This is a genomic window from Halorussus vallis (assembly GCF_024138165.1).
Taxonomy (GTDB): domain Archaea; phylum Halobacteriota; class Halobacteria; order Halobacteriales; family Haladaptataceae; genus Halorussus; species Halorussus vallis.
Window position 1 is genome coordinate 3,141,199 of record NZ_CP100000.1, and the last position, 13,771, is coordinate 3,154,969.

A 13,771-nucleotide genomic window follows, 5' to 3' on the forward strand; every position below is an offset into this window, starting at 1 on the left:
CGTCCGGACGACCGGAGTCGCGGTGTTACCCCGATGAACGGAATCGACCATTGATGTTCGATTGACGACAAGGATAGGGTCGTTGCGACGAGCGCGGAACCCCGAACCTGCGGTGCGACCGAAAGGAAACTGACATGGGTACTAACGACGCGGAACCGAACGAAACGAAGCGGAACGGACACCGAGACGTCCGAGCGCGGCGACGCGGCGGCGACGCGTCCCGGGCCGAACCGCCCGCGGAGTCGGCGTCGTCGGGCGAAGCGAACCGACGGCGGCGCGCCGCCGTCGGCGACGGCGATGTCGGCGCCGACTTCCCGACCATCGCGACGTTCGAGGTCTGGCACGACCGCGACGGGCGACTCCACGGACTGCTGGAGGTCGGCGACCTGGACCGGTCGCGTTACCGAATCGAGGAGGCGGTCGTCGTCCTTTCGGCGGGCGGCGACGAGCGCGGCCGAATCGAGAGCGGCGACGACTGGCAGTCGTGGTACGACCGGACCGACGACGTGGCGACCCGGTGGACGGAGCACCTGGTCGTCGAACTCGAAACCGACGCGGTCGGCCGGCCGCCGGACGCCGACGGCTACTGCTCGGTGCGAATCGCCGACGCGGAGACCGGGCGAACCGAGCGCTACGTCCGCCGTCGACGCGCGCCGCCCGAGCGGTACTCGGTCGAGGAGGCCCCGACGGGTTCGGACGAATCGAATCGCCGGTCGCCTGAGTCGGGCGAATCGAACCGTCGCCCGTCGTAGTCGACCAGAACACGGTCGACGCGAAGTCGGAGGGGGACCGCGAAACCGGGTGTCAGCGCCGCCCGGGTCGCGTCCGGCGTCTCGGGCGCGCTACCCCGGAAATTTCACTTCCACCGCGCTTGGCTCGCTTTTATATCAGTTCCGATACCATCCGTGGGCATGGACGCCGAGGAAGCGGAGGACGCACGGGACTCCGAAGCCAACTCCGAGCCATCCGCCGACGCGGAGGACGCCGAGTCCCGCCGAACGCTCCGAAAACTCGAAGAACTCGACCCGAACGCCGAGGACGAAGCCCGGAAGGTCGAACGCCAGTTGCGCCGCATCCGCCGCGAGATGCGCGGATAACCTAATTTCTCAGCGCCGAGGTCAACACCACCGCCGCCAGTAGCAGGAAGACCAGCGCCGTCACCGGTTGGCCGCCCGCCCCGACCAGGTAGATGGCGTAGCCGAACCCGCCGGCGCCGACGCCGACCAGCGTGCTCCCCGCGGCGTGCATCACCTCCAGTCGCGTCGTGTCGGCCTCCCGGCCGAGTTGCTCGCCGACGTTGATGGCCTGCTCGCCGAGGTCCCACGCTAGCACGGTGGCGATGACGCCCGGCAGAACCAGGTAGACCGAGGGCGCGACGAGGCCGCCGACCGCCGACCCGACCAGGAGCGCGGTCGCGCCGAGCGTGACCGCTCGGCGCGACCCCCGGAGCGCGCCCGCGGCGAGCGCCAGGAAGCCGGGGCCGGCGACGGCGAGGCCGACGGTGCTGGCGAATCCGGCCGCGGCGGCCGCGAGGGCGGCCGCCGTGGCCGCGAGCGCCGCCGAGAGGTAAGCGGGCGAGCGGTCGATTTCGCCGACGGAGCGGCTCACGCCCGCCACCTCCGGGTGGTTCGGGCGAGCGCGTTCTCGAGGGTGTCCTCGGGCGACCAGTCGACGACGCGGACGCCCGACTCGCGCAGGTCGGCGATTCGCTGGCGGCGCCGGACCCGGGCGAACCGCCGGCCGACGGTGTCGGTCGCGGTCGGGTCGGGGCTGAACACCGTCACGAGGTGGCCGTAGGCGTCGAGGCGCCGGACCACCCCGGGGGCGTAGTCGTCGCACAGCGGCGAGAAGAACACGACCTGCGCCGACGGCGGGAGGTGCCTGCGGAGCCACTTCAGCCGGGTCGTCGGATAGAACAGGCCGTCGGATGGGACCGCCGAGAACGCCGGGTGGGTCGCCAGCAGTTCCCGGGCGCGAATCCGGTGGTCGTGGCCTGACCCCGGCGAGAGCCAGCAGGTCTCCGGTCCGAACGTCGCGAGGCCGACCCGGTCGCCCGACTCCAGCAGGGTCGTCAGCGTCTTGCCGGCGGCGTCGACGGCGTGCTGGACCGCGTTGCGCCGACCCTCGCCGGGCGCGAGGTAGGCGTCCTCGCGGGTGTCGACCACCAGCACCACGCTGGCGGCCCGCTCCTCGCGGAAGTCGACCGTGGTCAGTTCGCCCGTGCGCGCGAGGCGGTTCCAGTCGACCCGCGAGAGCGGGTCGCCGCGCTGGTACTCGCGGGTGGCGTGGAACTCCACGCCCGACCCGCCGACGTCGGTCGAGACGCGCCCGGTGTACTGGGTGGTCTGGGCGCGCAGGGGGACGTCGACGGTGGTCCCGAGTTTGGGCACGCAGGTCAGCGCGGTGTCGGCCTCGACGGTGGTTTCGACCTCGATGGCCCCGCTGAAGTCCCGGGCGACCGCGAGCACCGGGTCGAACTCGTGTTCGCCCCGCTCGGCCTCGACGGTGTAGTCGAGGTGCGCCGACTTGCCGGGCCGGAGCGCGGTGCCGAGTCGCGGCGACCCGTCGGTGACCGCCAGCGACTCGGGGACGCCGTCGACGATTCGGAGGTCGGCGAGCGTCCCGTCGCCGACGTTCTCGACGGTGAGGCGCACCCGGATCTCGTCGCCGGGTTGGGGTTCGTCGTCGCTCACCTCGCGGGTCACGTCGAGTTCGACGGCGGGCGCGCCCGCGGTCCGGGCGTAGGCGGCGAACGCGACGCCGACCACGCCCGACAGCAGGACGACGGGGTTGCTGAGCAGGACGCCGAGGCCGCCGGTCAACAGCGCGACGGCGCTGACGCCGCGCCAGCGGTTGGTCTCGCGCACCCGCGTCATCGCTCGACCTCCGCGTTCGCGGGTCGCCCGCCTGAGGGCGCTCGTCGCTCGGCGTCGGGGGTGTCGGTAGCCGTGGCGTCAGGCCCGGGGTCGGCGTCCGAGAGTCGCGCGACGGCGTCGGCGGTCCGGCGCGCCCGAAGTTGGAACTTCGACTCGGTGCTCGCCGCGACTCTGAGTCGGTCGAGCAGCGGCGGCGGGGGAACCTCCGACTCCCCGAGGAACGCCGCGGCGTGGGGGTCGTCGGTCCAGGTGCCCGCTTCGAGGCGCTCGGCGGCCGCCTCGCGCGAGCAGTTCTGGTCGGCCGCGACCGCATCCAGCGCGGTTTCGCGAAGCATCTCCTCGATCTCCGCGCGCCTGCGGACGGTTTCGCGGCGCAGTCCCGACCGGAGGTCGGCGAGGCGGTCATCGAACTCGCGGCCGGGCGTCGGCATCGTCGGCACCGTCTCGACGTCCGGGGTGTCGGCGCCCGCCACGTCGCTGGCCTTCCGACCGCCCGCGACCCTGGCCGCCTGCACGAGCGCGAGCAGACCGACAAGCGTCACCGCGACGTAGCCGGTGCCGATCAGCCCCGCGAGTCCGGGGTTCAGGACCATCAGCACGCCGAGCGCCACGGCGGCGACTCCGACGGTCGAGAGGATGGGGTGGTCGTCGTCGAGGCTCATCGCCGGCCTCCCGGCGGGTCGTCCGGGTCGTCCGGGTCGTCGGCGTCGCCCGCGTACTCCGCCTCGATGTTCCGGAGCGCGGCGAGCGCGCGCTCCTCGCGTCGGTCGGTCGGAGCCTCGCCGCCGTAGCGGACCGCCTCGAAGACGCCGGTGAGTTCCTCGACGTCGTCGCGGGCCATCCCCGCGTCGACCGCGGCGGCGGCGAACTCCGCGGGCGTGCTCGCCCGCGGATTCGCCACGTCGAGGTGGTCGGTCATCTCCCGCCACGCGCGGTAGACCTCGTTGTCGACGTCTTCGGTCGACTCGATGCGGTCGGCCGCGTCGCCGGCGGCGCGGCCGACCGCCGCCACGTCCGTTTCGGTGTCGGGGTCGGTGACCGACTCCTCGGGGTCGGGGTCGTCGCCCGACGAGGAGGCGAAGAGGAGCGCGACTGCGGCCGCGAGCGCGACGCCGAGGCCGGCGAGCAACAGGACGTTGGGGTCGGTCAGCGAGACGCCCTCGCCGGTTCCCGGCGCGCCGCTACCGCCTTGCGGGAGCAGCGAGGAGTTGTTCGTCGACCGGAGGAGGCCGCCGGACTTCGCCGGTATCGACCCCGCGCAGGTGGTCAACAGCGCGTGGGCGAGCAGGAGTGGAATTCCGACTGGTCCGGCGTAGGCGACGACGCCCAGGCCGCCGAGTCGGCGGTAGGCGAGGTACGCGCCCAACGAGAAAACCCCGAGGATGAGCGCGATGGCCCACCAGGTGGCGAGGACCGGGTAACAGGGCGGTTCGATAGACGGCCCGATGGCTCCTGCACTGTCCTCGCTGGAGTTGACGCCCAGCGACCCGCCGCCGCCGGGAGCGCCGGCGTCGGAGTTCGGCGGCCCCACCCCGAAGCCGCCGCTGTCGCCGGACTGCACCGCGGTGTCGAGCGTCGCGGCGGCCAGTCCCAGGGCGAGCACGCAGAGGAGTGCGAGAACGATAGGGCGTGCAGTGTCGCGGTCCACGCGGTAAGGTAGCGCGATTGATAACTTAGTGGTTGCGCCTTCCGCCCCGTCGGCGAACCGCCGAGCGTTCGAACGGCGCGCCGTCGGTGACGTTCGAGACGGCGTCGCCCACCTCCCGCCGGGCCTCACCGTACCGCTCGGACAGCGAATGTCCGAGCGTGTCCTCGGCCCACCAGCCGTCCCTGTTCCGCATCGTCCAGGGGTTCCTCGTCGCCTCCGCCGACGCCCGCCAGCCGTTCGCGTGCCAGTCGTCGACCGCCTCGCAGTAGTTCCGCAGGTCGACGCGCGTCCCGGGGTCGCCGGTCGGGACGTACTGGTGCCACGGTTCGACGACGTGGAGGCGCACGTGCGTGCCATTCATCGGCAGGGTCGACGGCGTCCCCGCGGCCTTGACGTAGTGGTAGACCGAGTAGACGACGCGCTCGACGCGTCCGGTCCCCTCGTCGACCAGCACGTACACCGGTTCGCGGTCGGCGACGTGGCTGTCGGCGGCCGTCAGCCCCCGCTGGTGCGGGTACCGCAGGAAGTAGACGTACGCCGCCGTCTCGCGCTCCGGCGAGGTGTAGACGGCGGCGTAACTGGCCGTCGGCGCGACGTCGAGGTGGTCGATGGCCGTCTCCGGTTGGTACTTCTTCAGTTTCGCCTCGTCGTACGAACAGGTGACGTGGTCGGGTCGGTCGTACCCCGCGGCCGGGACACCTCCGACCGCCGCGACCAGCATCGCCGCGAGGAGCGCCGTCGCGATGCGCATGCCGTCTCCGTGTGTACTCGGTTACGGTCCTTAAGCGAGTCGGCGATCTCGAACCGTTTATGCCCGCACGGGTCGTCGGGGAACGTCCCATGGACATCGAAGAGCGACAGATGGAGTGCGACTTCGACGACCTCGACGCCGACGAACACTACGTACGGTGCCTCGTCTGCGACGAACTGGTCGACCTCACCGACACCCACCCCGTCATAATCGCGCGCGAAACCGACGACCTCGGCGAACCCATCAGCCGAGTCTACCACTTCAGCAGCGGCGAGTGCCGGGCGACGTGGAAGCGCGAGCGCGGCTACGGCGTCGACGACTGAGACGACGCGTGCAGAGTCGACCCGGGCGGTGTCGGCCGGCGTCGAACGCCGTAATTCCTGAGCGACCTACGACTCTCGGTCCGTCTCTCGGTCGCCGGCCCGCACTTTGCCGTCCTCGCGGTCGCGCTCGCGGGCCGCCGGGTCCCGGTCGGCGGGGTCGCCGTGCCCGCCGCCGCCGGGCGTCCGGACGGTGACGGTGGTCCCCGCCTCGACCTCGACGGTCGTCTTCGCGCCGACGCGCTCGCCGGCCACCAGGTTCTCGCCGAGTGCGCCGGACTCGCCGGCGGCGAGTCCGGCGGGCGCGCGTCGCCGGCGCTCGGTCAGTAGCGAGACGGTGGCGTCGGTTTCGACCGTGACCGCGCGCTCGACGCCGAGTCCGCCCCGGTGGCGGCCGTCGCCGCCGCTATCGGGCCGGAGCGCGTAGCACTCGACTCGCATCGGGTATTCGAGTTCGAGCGCCTCGACCGGCGTGTTCAGCGTGTTGGTCATCCCGACCTGGACGCCGTCCATCCCGTCCTTTCGCGGTCGTGCGCCGAAACCGCCGGCGATGGTTTCGTAGTACGTGAACTCCCGATTGCCGACGACGAGGTTGTTCATCGTCCCCTGGCCGGCCGCCGGCACGCGGTCGGGCGCGGCGTCGGCGAGCGCGGCGAACAACACGTCGGTCACCCGCTGGCTGGTTTCGACGTTGCCGCCGACGACCGCCGCGGGCGGCCGGGGGTTCAGCAGGCTTCCCTCGGGCGCGTCGACCGACACCGGCGCGTAGCACCCGTGGTTCGGCGGAATCTCGGGGTCGGTGAGACACCGGACGACGAAGTAGACCGCGCTCTTGGCGACCGCGAGCGGGGCGTTGACGTTGCCCGGCACCTGGTCGGCCGTGCCCGCGAAGTCGACGGCGAGTCGCTCGCCGTCGACTTCGACCGTCACCTCGACGGGGACGTCGTCGTCCGTAATTCCGTCACCTTCGAGGACGTCGGTCGCGCGATACTCGCCGTCCGGGAGTTCGCGGAGTTCGGCCTCGACGCGCTCGCGGGAGTACTCGACGACCGCGTCGAAGGCAGCGAGCAGTCGGTCGCCGTGGTCGGCCAGCAGTTCGCCCAGTCGCTCCTCGGCGCGGTCGTTGGCCGCCAACTGGGCGCGGAGGTCGGCCCGCCGCTCGTCGGGCGTCCGGACGTTGGCCAACACGAGGTCGCGCACGTCGGCGTTCACCTCGCCGCCGGCGACGAGTCGGACCGGCGGTAAGCGCAGGCCCTCTTGGTATATCTCCCGCGCGCCCGCGGGCATGCTCCCCGGCGCCATCCCGCCGACGTCGGCGTGGTGGGCGCGCGAGACGGCGTAGCCTACGATCTCGCCCTCGGGCGCGAGCGGCGAAACCAGCGTCACGTCCGGGAGGTGGGTGCCGCCCGCGAAGGGGTCGTTGAGGAGGAAGGCGTCGCCGGGTTCGGGGTCGCAGTCGAGGACCGCTTCGACCGCCTCGGGCATCGCGCCGAGGTGGACCGGGATGTGTTCGGCCTGCGCGACCATCCGGCCGTCGGCGTCGAACAGCGCGGTCGAGCAGTCCCGGCGCTCCTTGATGTTCGGCGAGTACGCGCCCCGCACGAGCACTTGGCCCATCTCCTCGGCGACGCTCTCCAGTTGGTTCCGGAGGATTTCGAGTTCGACGGGGTCGAGGTTGGAGTCGGTCATCTCGGTCCCTCCTCGCCGCCCGGGTCACTGTCCCCTCCTTCCTTCACGAGGACGAGCGTCCCGTCTTCGCGCACGTCGGCCCGCCACGCCGGCGGGACGACCACGGTGCTGTCGGCCTGTTCGCAGACGGCCGGCCCCGCGAACGTCTCGCCCGGAGGCAACGCGGTGCGGCGGTAGACCGGCGTCCGGCGGCGCTCGCCGTCGAAGACCGCCTCGCGCTCGCCGACCTTCGGGTCACCCGACGCGTCGTAGGCGACCGCGGGCGTCTCGCGCGAGACGCCCGCGGTCGCCCGCAGGCCCACGAGGTCGACCGCTTCGTCCATCCGGTAGCCGTAGGCGGTTTCGTGGGCCTCGTGGAAGCGGCGTTCGACCGCGGCGGGGTCGAACGTCGCGGCGTCGGACGCTCCAGGGCCGGACGCCCCCGGGTTGCTTCCCTCGTGGGCCGACGCCTCGGCCGAGGCATCGACCCCCTCGCCGACCCGCACGGTCAACTCGAAGCTCTGGCCGGAGTACCGCAACTCCGCGCGGTACTCGACGTCGGCGGCGTCCGGGTCCCGGAGGTCCTCGCGGGCCTCCTCGGCGAGTTCTTCGAGGACCGTCGCCACCTTCGCGCGGTCGACGTCGGCCAGCGGCGTCCGGTAGGTCCGGACCGCGTCGCACGTTTCGTCGGCCGCGAGCAGACCGAACGCCGACAGCACCCCGCAGGCTCGCGGGACGACCACCCGGCCGACGTCGAGGCTCTCGGCGAGCGCGGCGGCGTGCATCGGCCCCGCGCCGCCGAACGCCACCAGCGCGAAGTTCCGGGGGTCGTGACCCCGCTCGACCGTGACCGCCCGAATCGCCCGCGCCATGTTCGCGTTCGCCACCCGGTGGACGCCCCGAGCGGCCTCGACGACGCCGTCGAGGTCGGCCGCCGCGGCGAGGTCCGCGAGCGCGTCGCGGGCCGCGTCGGGGTCGACGGAGAGTTCGCCGCCCAGCGCCGCGTCGCCGCCCAGGTACCCCAGCGCGACGTTCGCGTCGGTCACCGTCGGTTCGGTCCCACCCTTCCCGTAGCAGGCCGGGCCGGGGTTCGCGCCCGCCGACTCGGGGCCGACCCGGAGCGCGCCGCCCGCGTCCACCCGGGCGATGCTCCCGCCGCCCGCGCCGACCGTCGTCACGTCCACCATCGGGACGCCGACCGGCCGGCCGCCGATTTCGGCCTCGGTCGTGCGTTCGACCTCGCCGTCCCTGACGAGGCTCACGTCGCTGGAGGTGCCGCCCATGTCGAAGGTGACCAGTCCCGCCGCGTCGGTCGCGCCGCTCGCAGTCCGACTCGCGCCCACGACCCCCGCGGCCGGCCCGGACAGGCAGGTCGCGACCGCGTGCTCGCGGACCGCCTCGGCCGCCGCGATGCCGCCGTTCGACTGCATGACCAGCGGCGCGGGCAGGCCGGCGTCCGCGGCGCGCTCGACCAGTCGGCCGAGGTAGCCGTCGATTTTGGGGGTGACGTAGGCGTCCACGACGGTCGTGGCGGTGCGTTCGTACTCCCGGAACGCCGCCAGCACCTCGTGGGAGGCCGCGACCGGGACGTCGAGTTCCTCGCGGAGGATTCTCGCGGCGGTCCGCTCGTTCTCGGGGTGCGCGTAGGCGTGGAGGAACGACACCGCGACGCTCTCGGCGCCACAGTCGCGAAGTTCGCCCGCGAGGTCCCGGAGTTCTGACTCGTCGACTTCGCGCGCGACGCCCGCGGGCGTCGCGCGCTCCCCGACTTCGAAGCGCCTGCGCCGCGGGACGAGCGGGTCGGGCTTCTCGGCGTCGAGGTCGTAGAGGGCCGGGCGGTCCTGGCGGCCGATTTCGAGCACGTCGCGGAACCCCTCGGTCGTGACGAGCGCCGTCTTCGCGCCGGTTCCTTCGAGCAGGGCGTTGGTCGAGACGGTCATCGCGTGGGAGAACGCCTCGATTTCCGGGGGTTCGAGGTCGGCCTTCCCGCAGGCCTTCTCGATTCCCGCCAGGACGCCCTCGCTTTGGTCGTCGGTCGAGGGCACCTTCGCGGTGACGAGGTCGCCCTCTGGCGTGAGGAGGACGACGTCGGTGAAGGTGCCGCCGACGTCGACGCCGACGCGGGCCGCGTCGGTCACGGGCGGGGGCCTCCCGCGCACTGGTGGTTCATGCGTGTTGCGTCTTCCCGGGCGTGGTAATAGTTGGCGCTTGCGGGCATCCGCTCGCTCCGAAGTTCCCCGCACCGCCCTAGCGCCGGTACTCGAGGTTGGCTCCATCCGTTCCGTCGAGACGAGAGTCTCGCTGACTCAGTGGGCGTTCGAGGTGGACTTAAGAGCCGTTATCGCGTTTTGGAGGTCCTCGAACCAGTCGACAGTGGCGATATCGGAATCGACCGCGAGTGCATCGTCCCGCCACTGCTCAGCGATGCGAACGATTTCGGAGACGACGACGTCCCTCGGAACGACGAACGAGTCGAAGAGACGTTCGTTCGGGTCCTCGACCGCGCCGGGGCTGAAACACTTGGTGACGGCGACGGTGTCCTCGCCGCGTGGTTCGACGACCACGTACGTTCCGCTGTCGAGCAGTTCGAAATTTCCCGCTGTCCCGGAAACCGCGTCCTCCGCGGCCGTCAGCATGTCGACCAGCGTCAATCCCGTCATGATGCTTTCGACGTAGCGGTCCTCGCCACCGACGAGGTACTCTTCACCGACTCGAATTTTCATTCTACAGTCCGGCATCTCACCGTCGCGGATGAGTTATTCAAACTCGGGGTCGTACTCGAGCTGAATCGCGAATCCGTTTGCTGAATTTCCACTCATCGTCGCACCCTTCCTTGTAGTCCTCTAGTTAATCCTTCCATTTACCGAGTTCACAATCCGGTCGGCTCGAACCCGAGGTGCTCCTCGAACTCGTCCATGATCTGTGGTAGTTCCGGGTCCGGATACGCGACCAGGACGATGGAACCGTCGTCCCACTCGTATGTCCGCCACGCCGGCGAGGACAGGAGCGTCTCGCGGCCGTACGTCTCGACCAGCGCGGGCGTGAAGACGGTCAGCCAGACGGGGTATTCGAGTTCGTCTTCTTGCAACGAGTCCTCCGTCACCGGCGGTTCGTCCTGGTAGTCCGCGATGGCACTCCGGAGTAAGTGAGGCATCGCGTACACGACGGCCGGCCGCGAGTTGAGCGCGAAGTATGTCTCCCGCAATACGTCGACGAGTGCGTCGGCGTGCGCTTCGTGGTCGGCTTCGTCCTCACCGCGTTCGAACAGTGCCTCCTCGATACGGAGTTCGACGTGCGGGAGGTCCGGAGCGCCGAGTGTGTGTTGATTGACGCCGTCGGCGTACAGTTTCCCGACGATCATGTCCTTCCCGACGCGGGCGTTTCGGTCGTAGGGGCCGTCCCCGACGACGTATCCTTCCAGCGTCGGGTCGTGGAGATGGTCGGCCTACTCGCCGCCCGTCGAGATGTCCGTGAATCGTGTCCAGACCTTCGAGAGTTGCCCGGTGTCAGCGTCTTCGTCCTTGAAGACGAAGAGGGCCGTTAACGCACTCATGAACCCCTGGAAATTACCACGGCGGATCGATGTCGAGGTGGTCGTGCATCGCGTCGATGTTGCTCTGAACGAGCGGGTCGGCAGACGAAAGGAGAACGACAGTACCGTCGTCCCACTCGTACGTCCGCCAAGCCGGGGCCGACAATAGCCTCTCTCGCCCGTACGTCTCGACCAGTTGTGGGGTAAAGACGGTGGCCCAGACCAGATAGTTGAACCGACTGCGCCGCAGCGAATCGGCGTCGGCTGGCGTCTCCCCTATCGAATCCCAGATCGCCGTCTGCATCGACTCGGGCATCGCGTAGACGACGCTCGGTCGCGGGTCGAGTACGAAGTACGTCTCTCGCAGCACGTCGACGAACGCGTCGGCGTGCGCGACACGGTCAGTTTCGTCCTCCGCGCGTTCGAACAGGGATTCTTCGACGTGGAATTCGATGTGTGGAAGGTCCGGGGCACCGAGGGTGCGCTCGTTCGCGCCGTCGGCGTAGAGGCGTCCGACGATCATGTCCTTGCCGACCCGCAGTAGGAGGTCGTTAGGGTCTTCTTGAACGACGTAGCCTTCGAGCGACGGGTCGTGGAGATGCTCTGACCATTCGCCGCCCGCCGAGAGATCGTCGAAGCGCTCCCAGACCGTCGAGAGTTGCGCAGTATCCGTGTCCTCGTCACCGAAGACGAACAGCGCAGACAACGAACTCATCACTCGGAGTTCTCAGGAACCGGTCAAATAACTACCTCCGACGCGCGGCTATCTCACCGCCGTCTCCAACCCCAGGTGCTCGTTGACGGGTTTCGGGTCGCCGAGGAAAATCGGGTCCTCGAACGCGACCACAGCGACCGACCCGTCGTCCTACTCCTCGACGCTCCACCCCGGGGCGGACAGCAAGGTATCTCGTCCGTACGTCTCGACGAGTTCCGGGGGGAAGACCGTAATCCAGCCCACGTAGTTGATGCGGCCGTCTCGTAGCGTTTCGACGGTCGCGGGGAGCGTACCGAAGTCGAGAATCACCTCGACGAGTGGGTCGGGAAACGCGTAGACGAACCGCGGGCGGTCGGCCGTGGCGACGTACACCTCCCGTATCACGTCGAGAAGATTGCGGACCCGAACCGCCAGTTTAGCCTCGTCTTCGACGTCGAACTGTCGCTCCCGAACGTCCAGTTGAACGTACGGCGAGTTGGGGACGATGAACCCGACGAAGACGGGTTCATCGTAGGAGAACAGCATCCCGCCGACGCCATCCTTCTCGACGATTTCGAAGTTGGAGACGGGTTCTTCTCGACCGGTTTCGAACGAATCGGGAAGATCCTCGAAGTGATTGTAGATGTCGACCGGCCTGCCGTCGTCCCTGTCCTCGTACACGAAGACGACGTCCGTCTCGTCCATAGTTACGATGGCTGTCAGGTACGTACGTATACCTATCGTTGGGATTACTACCGGTGGAACTTGTAGAGCGTTCCGTCCGTCGGTCGGCGTTCGACGGTCGGTGACCGATTTTCCGATTTCGGACGGGCAGCCGTACTCGCAGTCGAATCTACGACCGGAGACCGAGTCGCTCTTCGAGTCGGTTTCGCTCTTCAAGATAGCCGAACAGAATCGGGTTATCCGAGAGGACGAGAAGAACGCTTCCGTCGTCCAGTTCTTGCGCCTTCCAGCCGGCGGAAAGCAACGTCTCCCGACCCAGGCGTTCGACCGCCGCCGGTGCAAAAACGTTGAGCCAGAACACCGCGTCGACACGGCCCGCTCGGAGGTCACTTCCGTCGCTCGAAGAGTGTCTTCGGAACGTACTCCGATTCGAACGCGTCTAACTCTTCGACAGGGATACCTCGATCTCGGGCGAGTAGCAAAAAGACGATTGTTGGGAAGCAGACCAAGACGTGGTCGAGACTCTCGACTCGTTGTTCGGCCAGTTCATCTTGTCTCGATAGCATCTGTCCGAGTGCGGCGTCCAACGCATTGGTATCTCTGTCGACGATGGCTCGACAGGCGTCACCAAGACCGGGGTAGGACCCAACCCGTTTGGGAGCATCGGGTTCCATTGCGGTGAGTGCGTCCGCCGCTTCGACTGCCTCATCGTCGCGCCCGAGGATGAGATTGGCGAGACAGTTGTCTAGATGAACGTAATACTCGGGAGATTGGCGTTCGATGCCTTCGCTGGCAACTTTAGTGGCCATCTCCTGAAATGGTCGCGGCCAGCGCTCCTGTATCGAAGTTTGGCTATACTCTACTCGAAGGGTAAATCGTGCTCTTCGCCCTGCCGCGTGTAAAACGAATCGAACGGAGAGCCCCGCTCCGCGTGGAAGTCCACGTCTCGCGGATTCAGCACAACGTACAGTCGGCGTAGGAAGTCGGCCAATCGTTCGCGATTTCGTTCGCCGATTTCGTCGCTCTCGTACCAGATATCCGAGTGTATGTCGATGCAGACTTTGTACACGGGCACATCCGAAGGATAGTCCTTTCGTCGAAGAACGGTCACCTCGATAGGATCACAGACCGGCCGTCGATCAACCAGTTCACCGTGATTCACCCATCTGTAGAGGTCCTCGGTTTCTCGACTTACTTCGACATCCCGGCCATCGAGAGTAACGTGGACACGTCCAGCTTCGATTTTCACCTCGGAGATCGAGACGACCGAATCCATGGATTCCGCATGTTCGCCGATGCGAGCAGCTACCTGTTCGTAATCAAGCCCATTAGTAGATCGAATTTCGTCGGAAGAGACATCTATGGCGCTCGTATCGTACATATTTTTCACGTCAATATCATCGTCGAACCCGTTCAAAGCGTAGGTGACTACCGTTGGTGTGAGAAAGCGCTTGCCAGCTTGGAACACTCCGTTACACGCACCGAGGAGTTCACCGTACGTCTCAGCGATAGTCTCGGCTTTGCAGTCGATAGTGAACGTCCAACCGCCGCTCAACGATGGGGCGTACGCGACGAAATCCGAGTTCTTCTCTTCCATC

Annotated in this window: 17 protein-coding genes; 3 read left to right on the forward strand and 14 right to left on the reverse strand. The window is 68.5% G+C overall.

Annotated features, from left to right (window positions below; translation table 11 throughout):
* Positions 1 to 134: 134 nt before the first annotated feature.
* Together NGM07_RS15975 and NGM07_RS15980 are read left to right on the forward strand one after the other, a co-directional pair.
* A complete protein-coding gene (locus tag NGM07_RS15975; RefSeq protein WP_253513337.1) occupies positions 135 to 752 on the forward strand; it encodes a hypothetical protein in 618 nt (205 codons plus the stop codon).
* A 159-nt stretch (positions 753 to 911) separates the two neighbouring features.
* A complete protein-coding gene (locus tag NGM07_RS15980) occupies positions 912 to 1,097 on the forward strand; it encodes a hypothetical protein (RefSeq protein WP_253513339.1) in 186 nt (61 codons plus the stop codon).
* Between the two features lies 1 nt (position 1,098).
* Here the strand turns inward: NGM07_RS15980 and NGM07_RS15985 are convergent, their stop codons facing one another.
* Genes NGM07_RS15985 through NGM07_RS16005 form a run of 5 tightly spaced genes read right to left on the reverse strand, consistent with a single transcriptional unit; the run spans position 1,099 to position 5,275 of the window.
* Positions 1,099 to 1,608, reverse strand: coding sequence for a DUF7519 family protein (locus NGM07_RS15985; protein ID WP_253513341.1), 510 nt, complete (start codon positions 1,606 to 1,608; stop codon positions 1,099 to 1,101).
* Positions 1,605 to 2,876 (reverse strand): DUF58 domain-containing protein, encoded by a 1,272-nt coding sequence (locus NGM07_RS15990; RefSeq protein ID WP_253513342.1) that lies wholly within the window; start codon positions 2,874 to 2,876, stop codon positions 1,605 to 1,607. The genes NGM07_RS15985 and NGM07_RS15990 overlap by 4 nt, the downstream gene beginning before the upstream one ends.
* Complete coding sequence (locus NGM07_RS15995; protein ID WP_253513344.1) at positions 2,873 to 3,538, reverse strand: DUF308 domain-containing protein; 666 nt, start codon at positions 3,536 to 3,538, stop codon at positions 2,873 to 2,875. The genes NGM07_RS15990 and NGM07_RS15995 overlap by 4 nt, the downstream gene beginning before the upstream one ends.
* The gene (locus NGM07_RS16000) at positions 3,535 to 4,524 is read right to left on the reverse strand and encodes a DUF4129 domain-containing protein (protein ID WP_253513345.1); all 990 of its coding nucleotides are present in this window, start codon (positions 4,522 to 4,524) and stop codon (positions 3,535 to 3,537) included. Before NGM07_RS16000 ends, NGM07_RS15995 begins: the two co-directional genes overlap by 4 nt.
* Before the next feature lie 25 nt (positions 4,525 to 4,549).
* Positions 4,550 to 5,275 (reverse strand): hypothetical protein, encoded by a 726-nt coding sequence (locus tag NGM07_RS16005; protein ID WP_253513347.1) that lies wholly within the window; start codon positions 5,273 to 5,275, stop codon positions 4,550 to 4,552.
* Positions 5,276 to 5,364: 89 nt separating this feature from the next.
* Here NGM07_RS16005 and NGM07_RS16010 point away from each other — a divergent pair, with 89 nt between their 5' ends.
* Entirely contained in the window at positions 5,365 to 5,598 is a 234-nt protein-coding gene (locus tag NGM07_RS16010; RefSeq protein WP_253513349.1) for a DUF7576 family protein, read from the forward strand.
* Between the two features lie 66 nt (positions 5,599 to 5,664).
* Here the strand turns inward: NGM07_RS16010 and NGM07_RS16015 are convergent, their stop codons facing one another.
* From NGM07_RS16015 to NGM07_RS16055, 9 genes are all read right to left on the reverse strand, one after another.
* Positions 5,665 to 7,284, reverse strand: coding sequence for a hydantoinase B/oxoprolinase family protein (locus tag NGM07_RS16015; RefSeq protein ID WP_253513351.1), 1,620 nt, complete (start codon positions 7,282 to 7,284; stop codon positions 5,665 to 5,667).
* Positions 7,281 to 9,401, reverse strand: coding sequence for a hydantoinase/oxoprolinase family protein (locus tag NGM07_RS16020; protein WP_253513352.1), 2,121 nt, complete (start codon positions 9,399 to 9,401; stop codon positions 7,281 to 7,283). The genes NGM07_RS16015 and NGM07_RS16020 overlap by 4 nt, the downstream gene beginning before the upstream one ends.
* A 168-nt stretch (positions 9,402 to 9,569) precedes the next feature.
* A complete protein-coding gene (locus tag NGM07_RS16025) occupies positions 9,570 to 9,986 on the reverse strand; it encodes a hypothetical protein (protein ID WP_253513354.1) in 417 nt (138 codons plus the stop codon).
* Between the two features lie 146 nt (positions 9,987 to 10,132).
* Entirely contained in the window at positions 10,133 to 10,624 is a 492-nt protein-coding gene (locus tag NGM07_RS16030) for a hypothetical protein (protein WP_253513356.1), read from the reverse strand.
* Positions 10,625 to 10,829: 205 nt separating this feature from the next.
* On the reverse strand, positions 10,830 to 11,510 hold the full coding sequence (locus NGM07_RS16035) for a hypothetical protein (protein ID WP_253513358.1): 681 nt from the start codon (positions 11,508 to 11,510) through the stop codon (positions 10,830 to 10,832).
* Positions 11,511 to 11,660: 150 nt separating this feature from the next.
* Positions 11,661 to 12,194: a hypothetical protein gene (locus NGM07_RS16040; protein ID WP_253513360.1), complete on the reverse strand. Its 534-nt coding sequence runs from the start codon at positions 12,192 to 12,194 to the stop codon at positions 11,661 to 11,663.
* Positions 12,195 to 12,342: 148 nt separating this feature from the next.
* Positions 12,343 to 12,534 (reverse strand): hypothetical protein, encoded by a 192-nt coding sequence (locus NGM07_RS16045; RefSeq protein ID WP_253513362.1) that lies wholly within the window; start codon positions 12,532 to 12,534, stop codon positions 12,343 to 12,345.
* A gap of 25 nt (positions 12,535 to 12,559) precedes the next feature.
* Complete coding sequence (locus tag NGM07_RS16050) at positions 12,560 to 12,982, reverse strand: Imm49 family immunity protein (protein WP_253513364.1); 423 nt, start codon at positions 12,980 to 12,982, stop codon at positions 12,560 to 12,562.
* A 50-nt stretch (positions 12,983 to 13,032) separates the two neighbouring features.
* Positions 13,033 to 13,770 (reverse strand): hypothetical protein, encoded by a 738-nt coding sequence (locus NGM07_RS16055; protein WP_253513366.1) that lies wholly within the window; start codon positions 13,768 to 13,770, stop codon positions 13,033 to 13,035.
* Position 13,771: the final 1 nt, after the last annotated feature.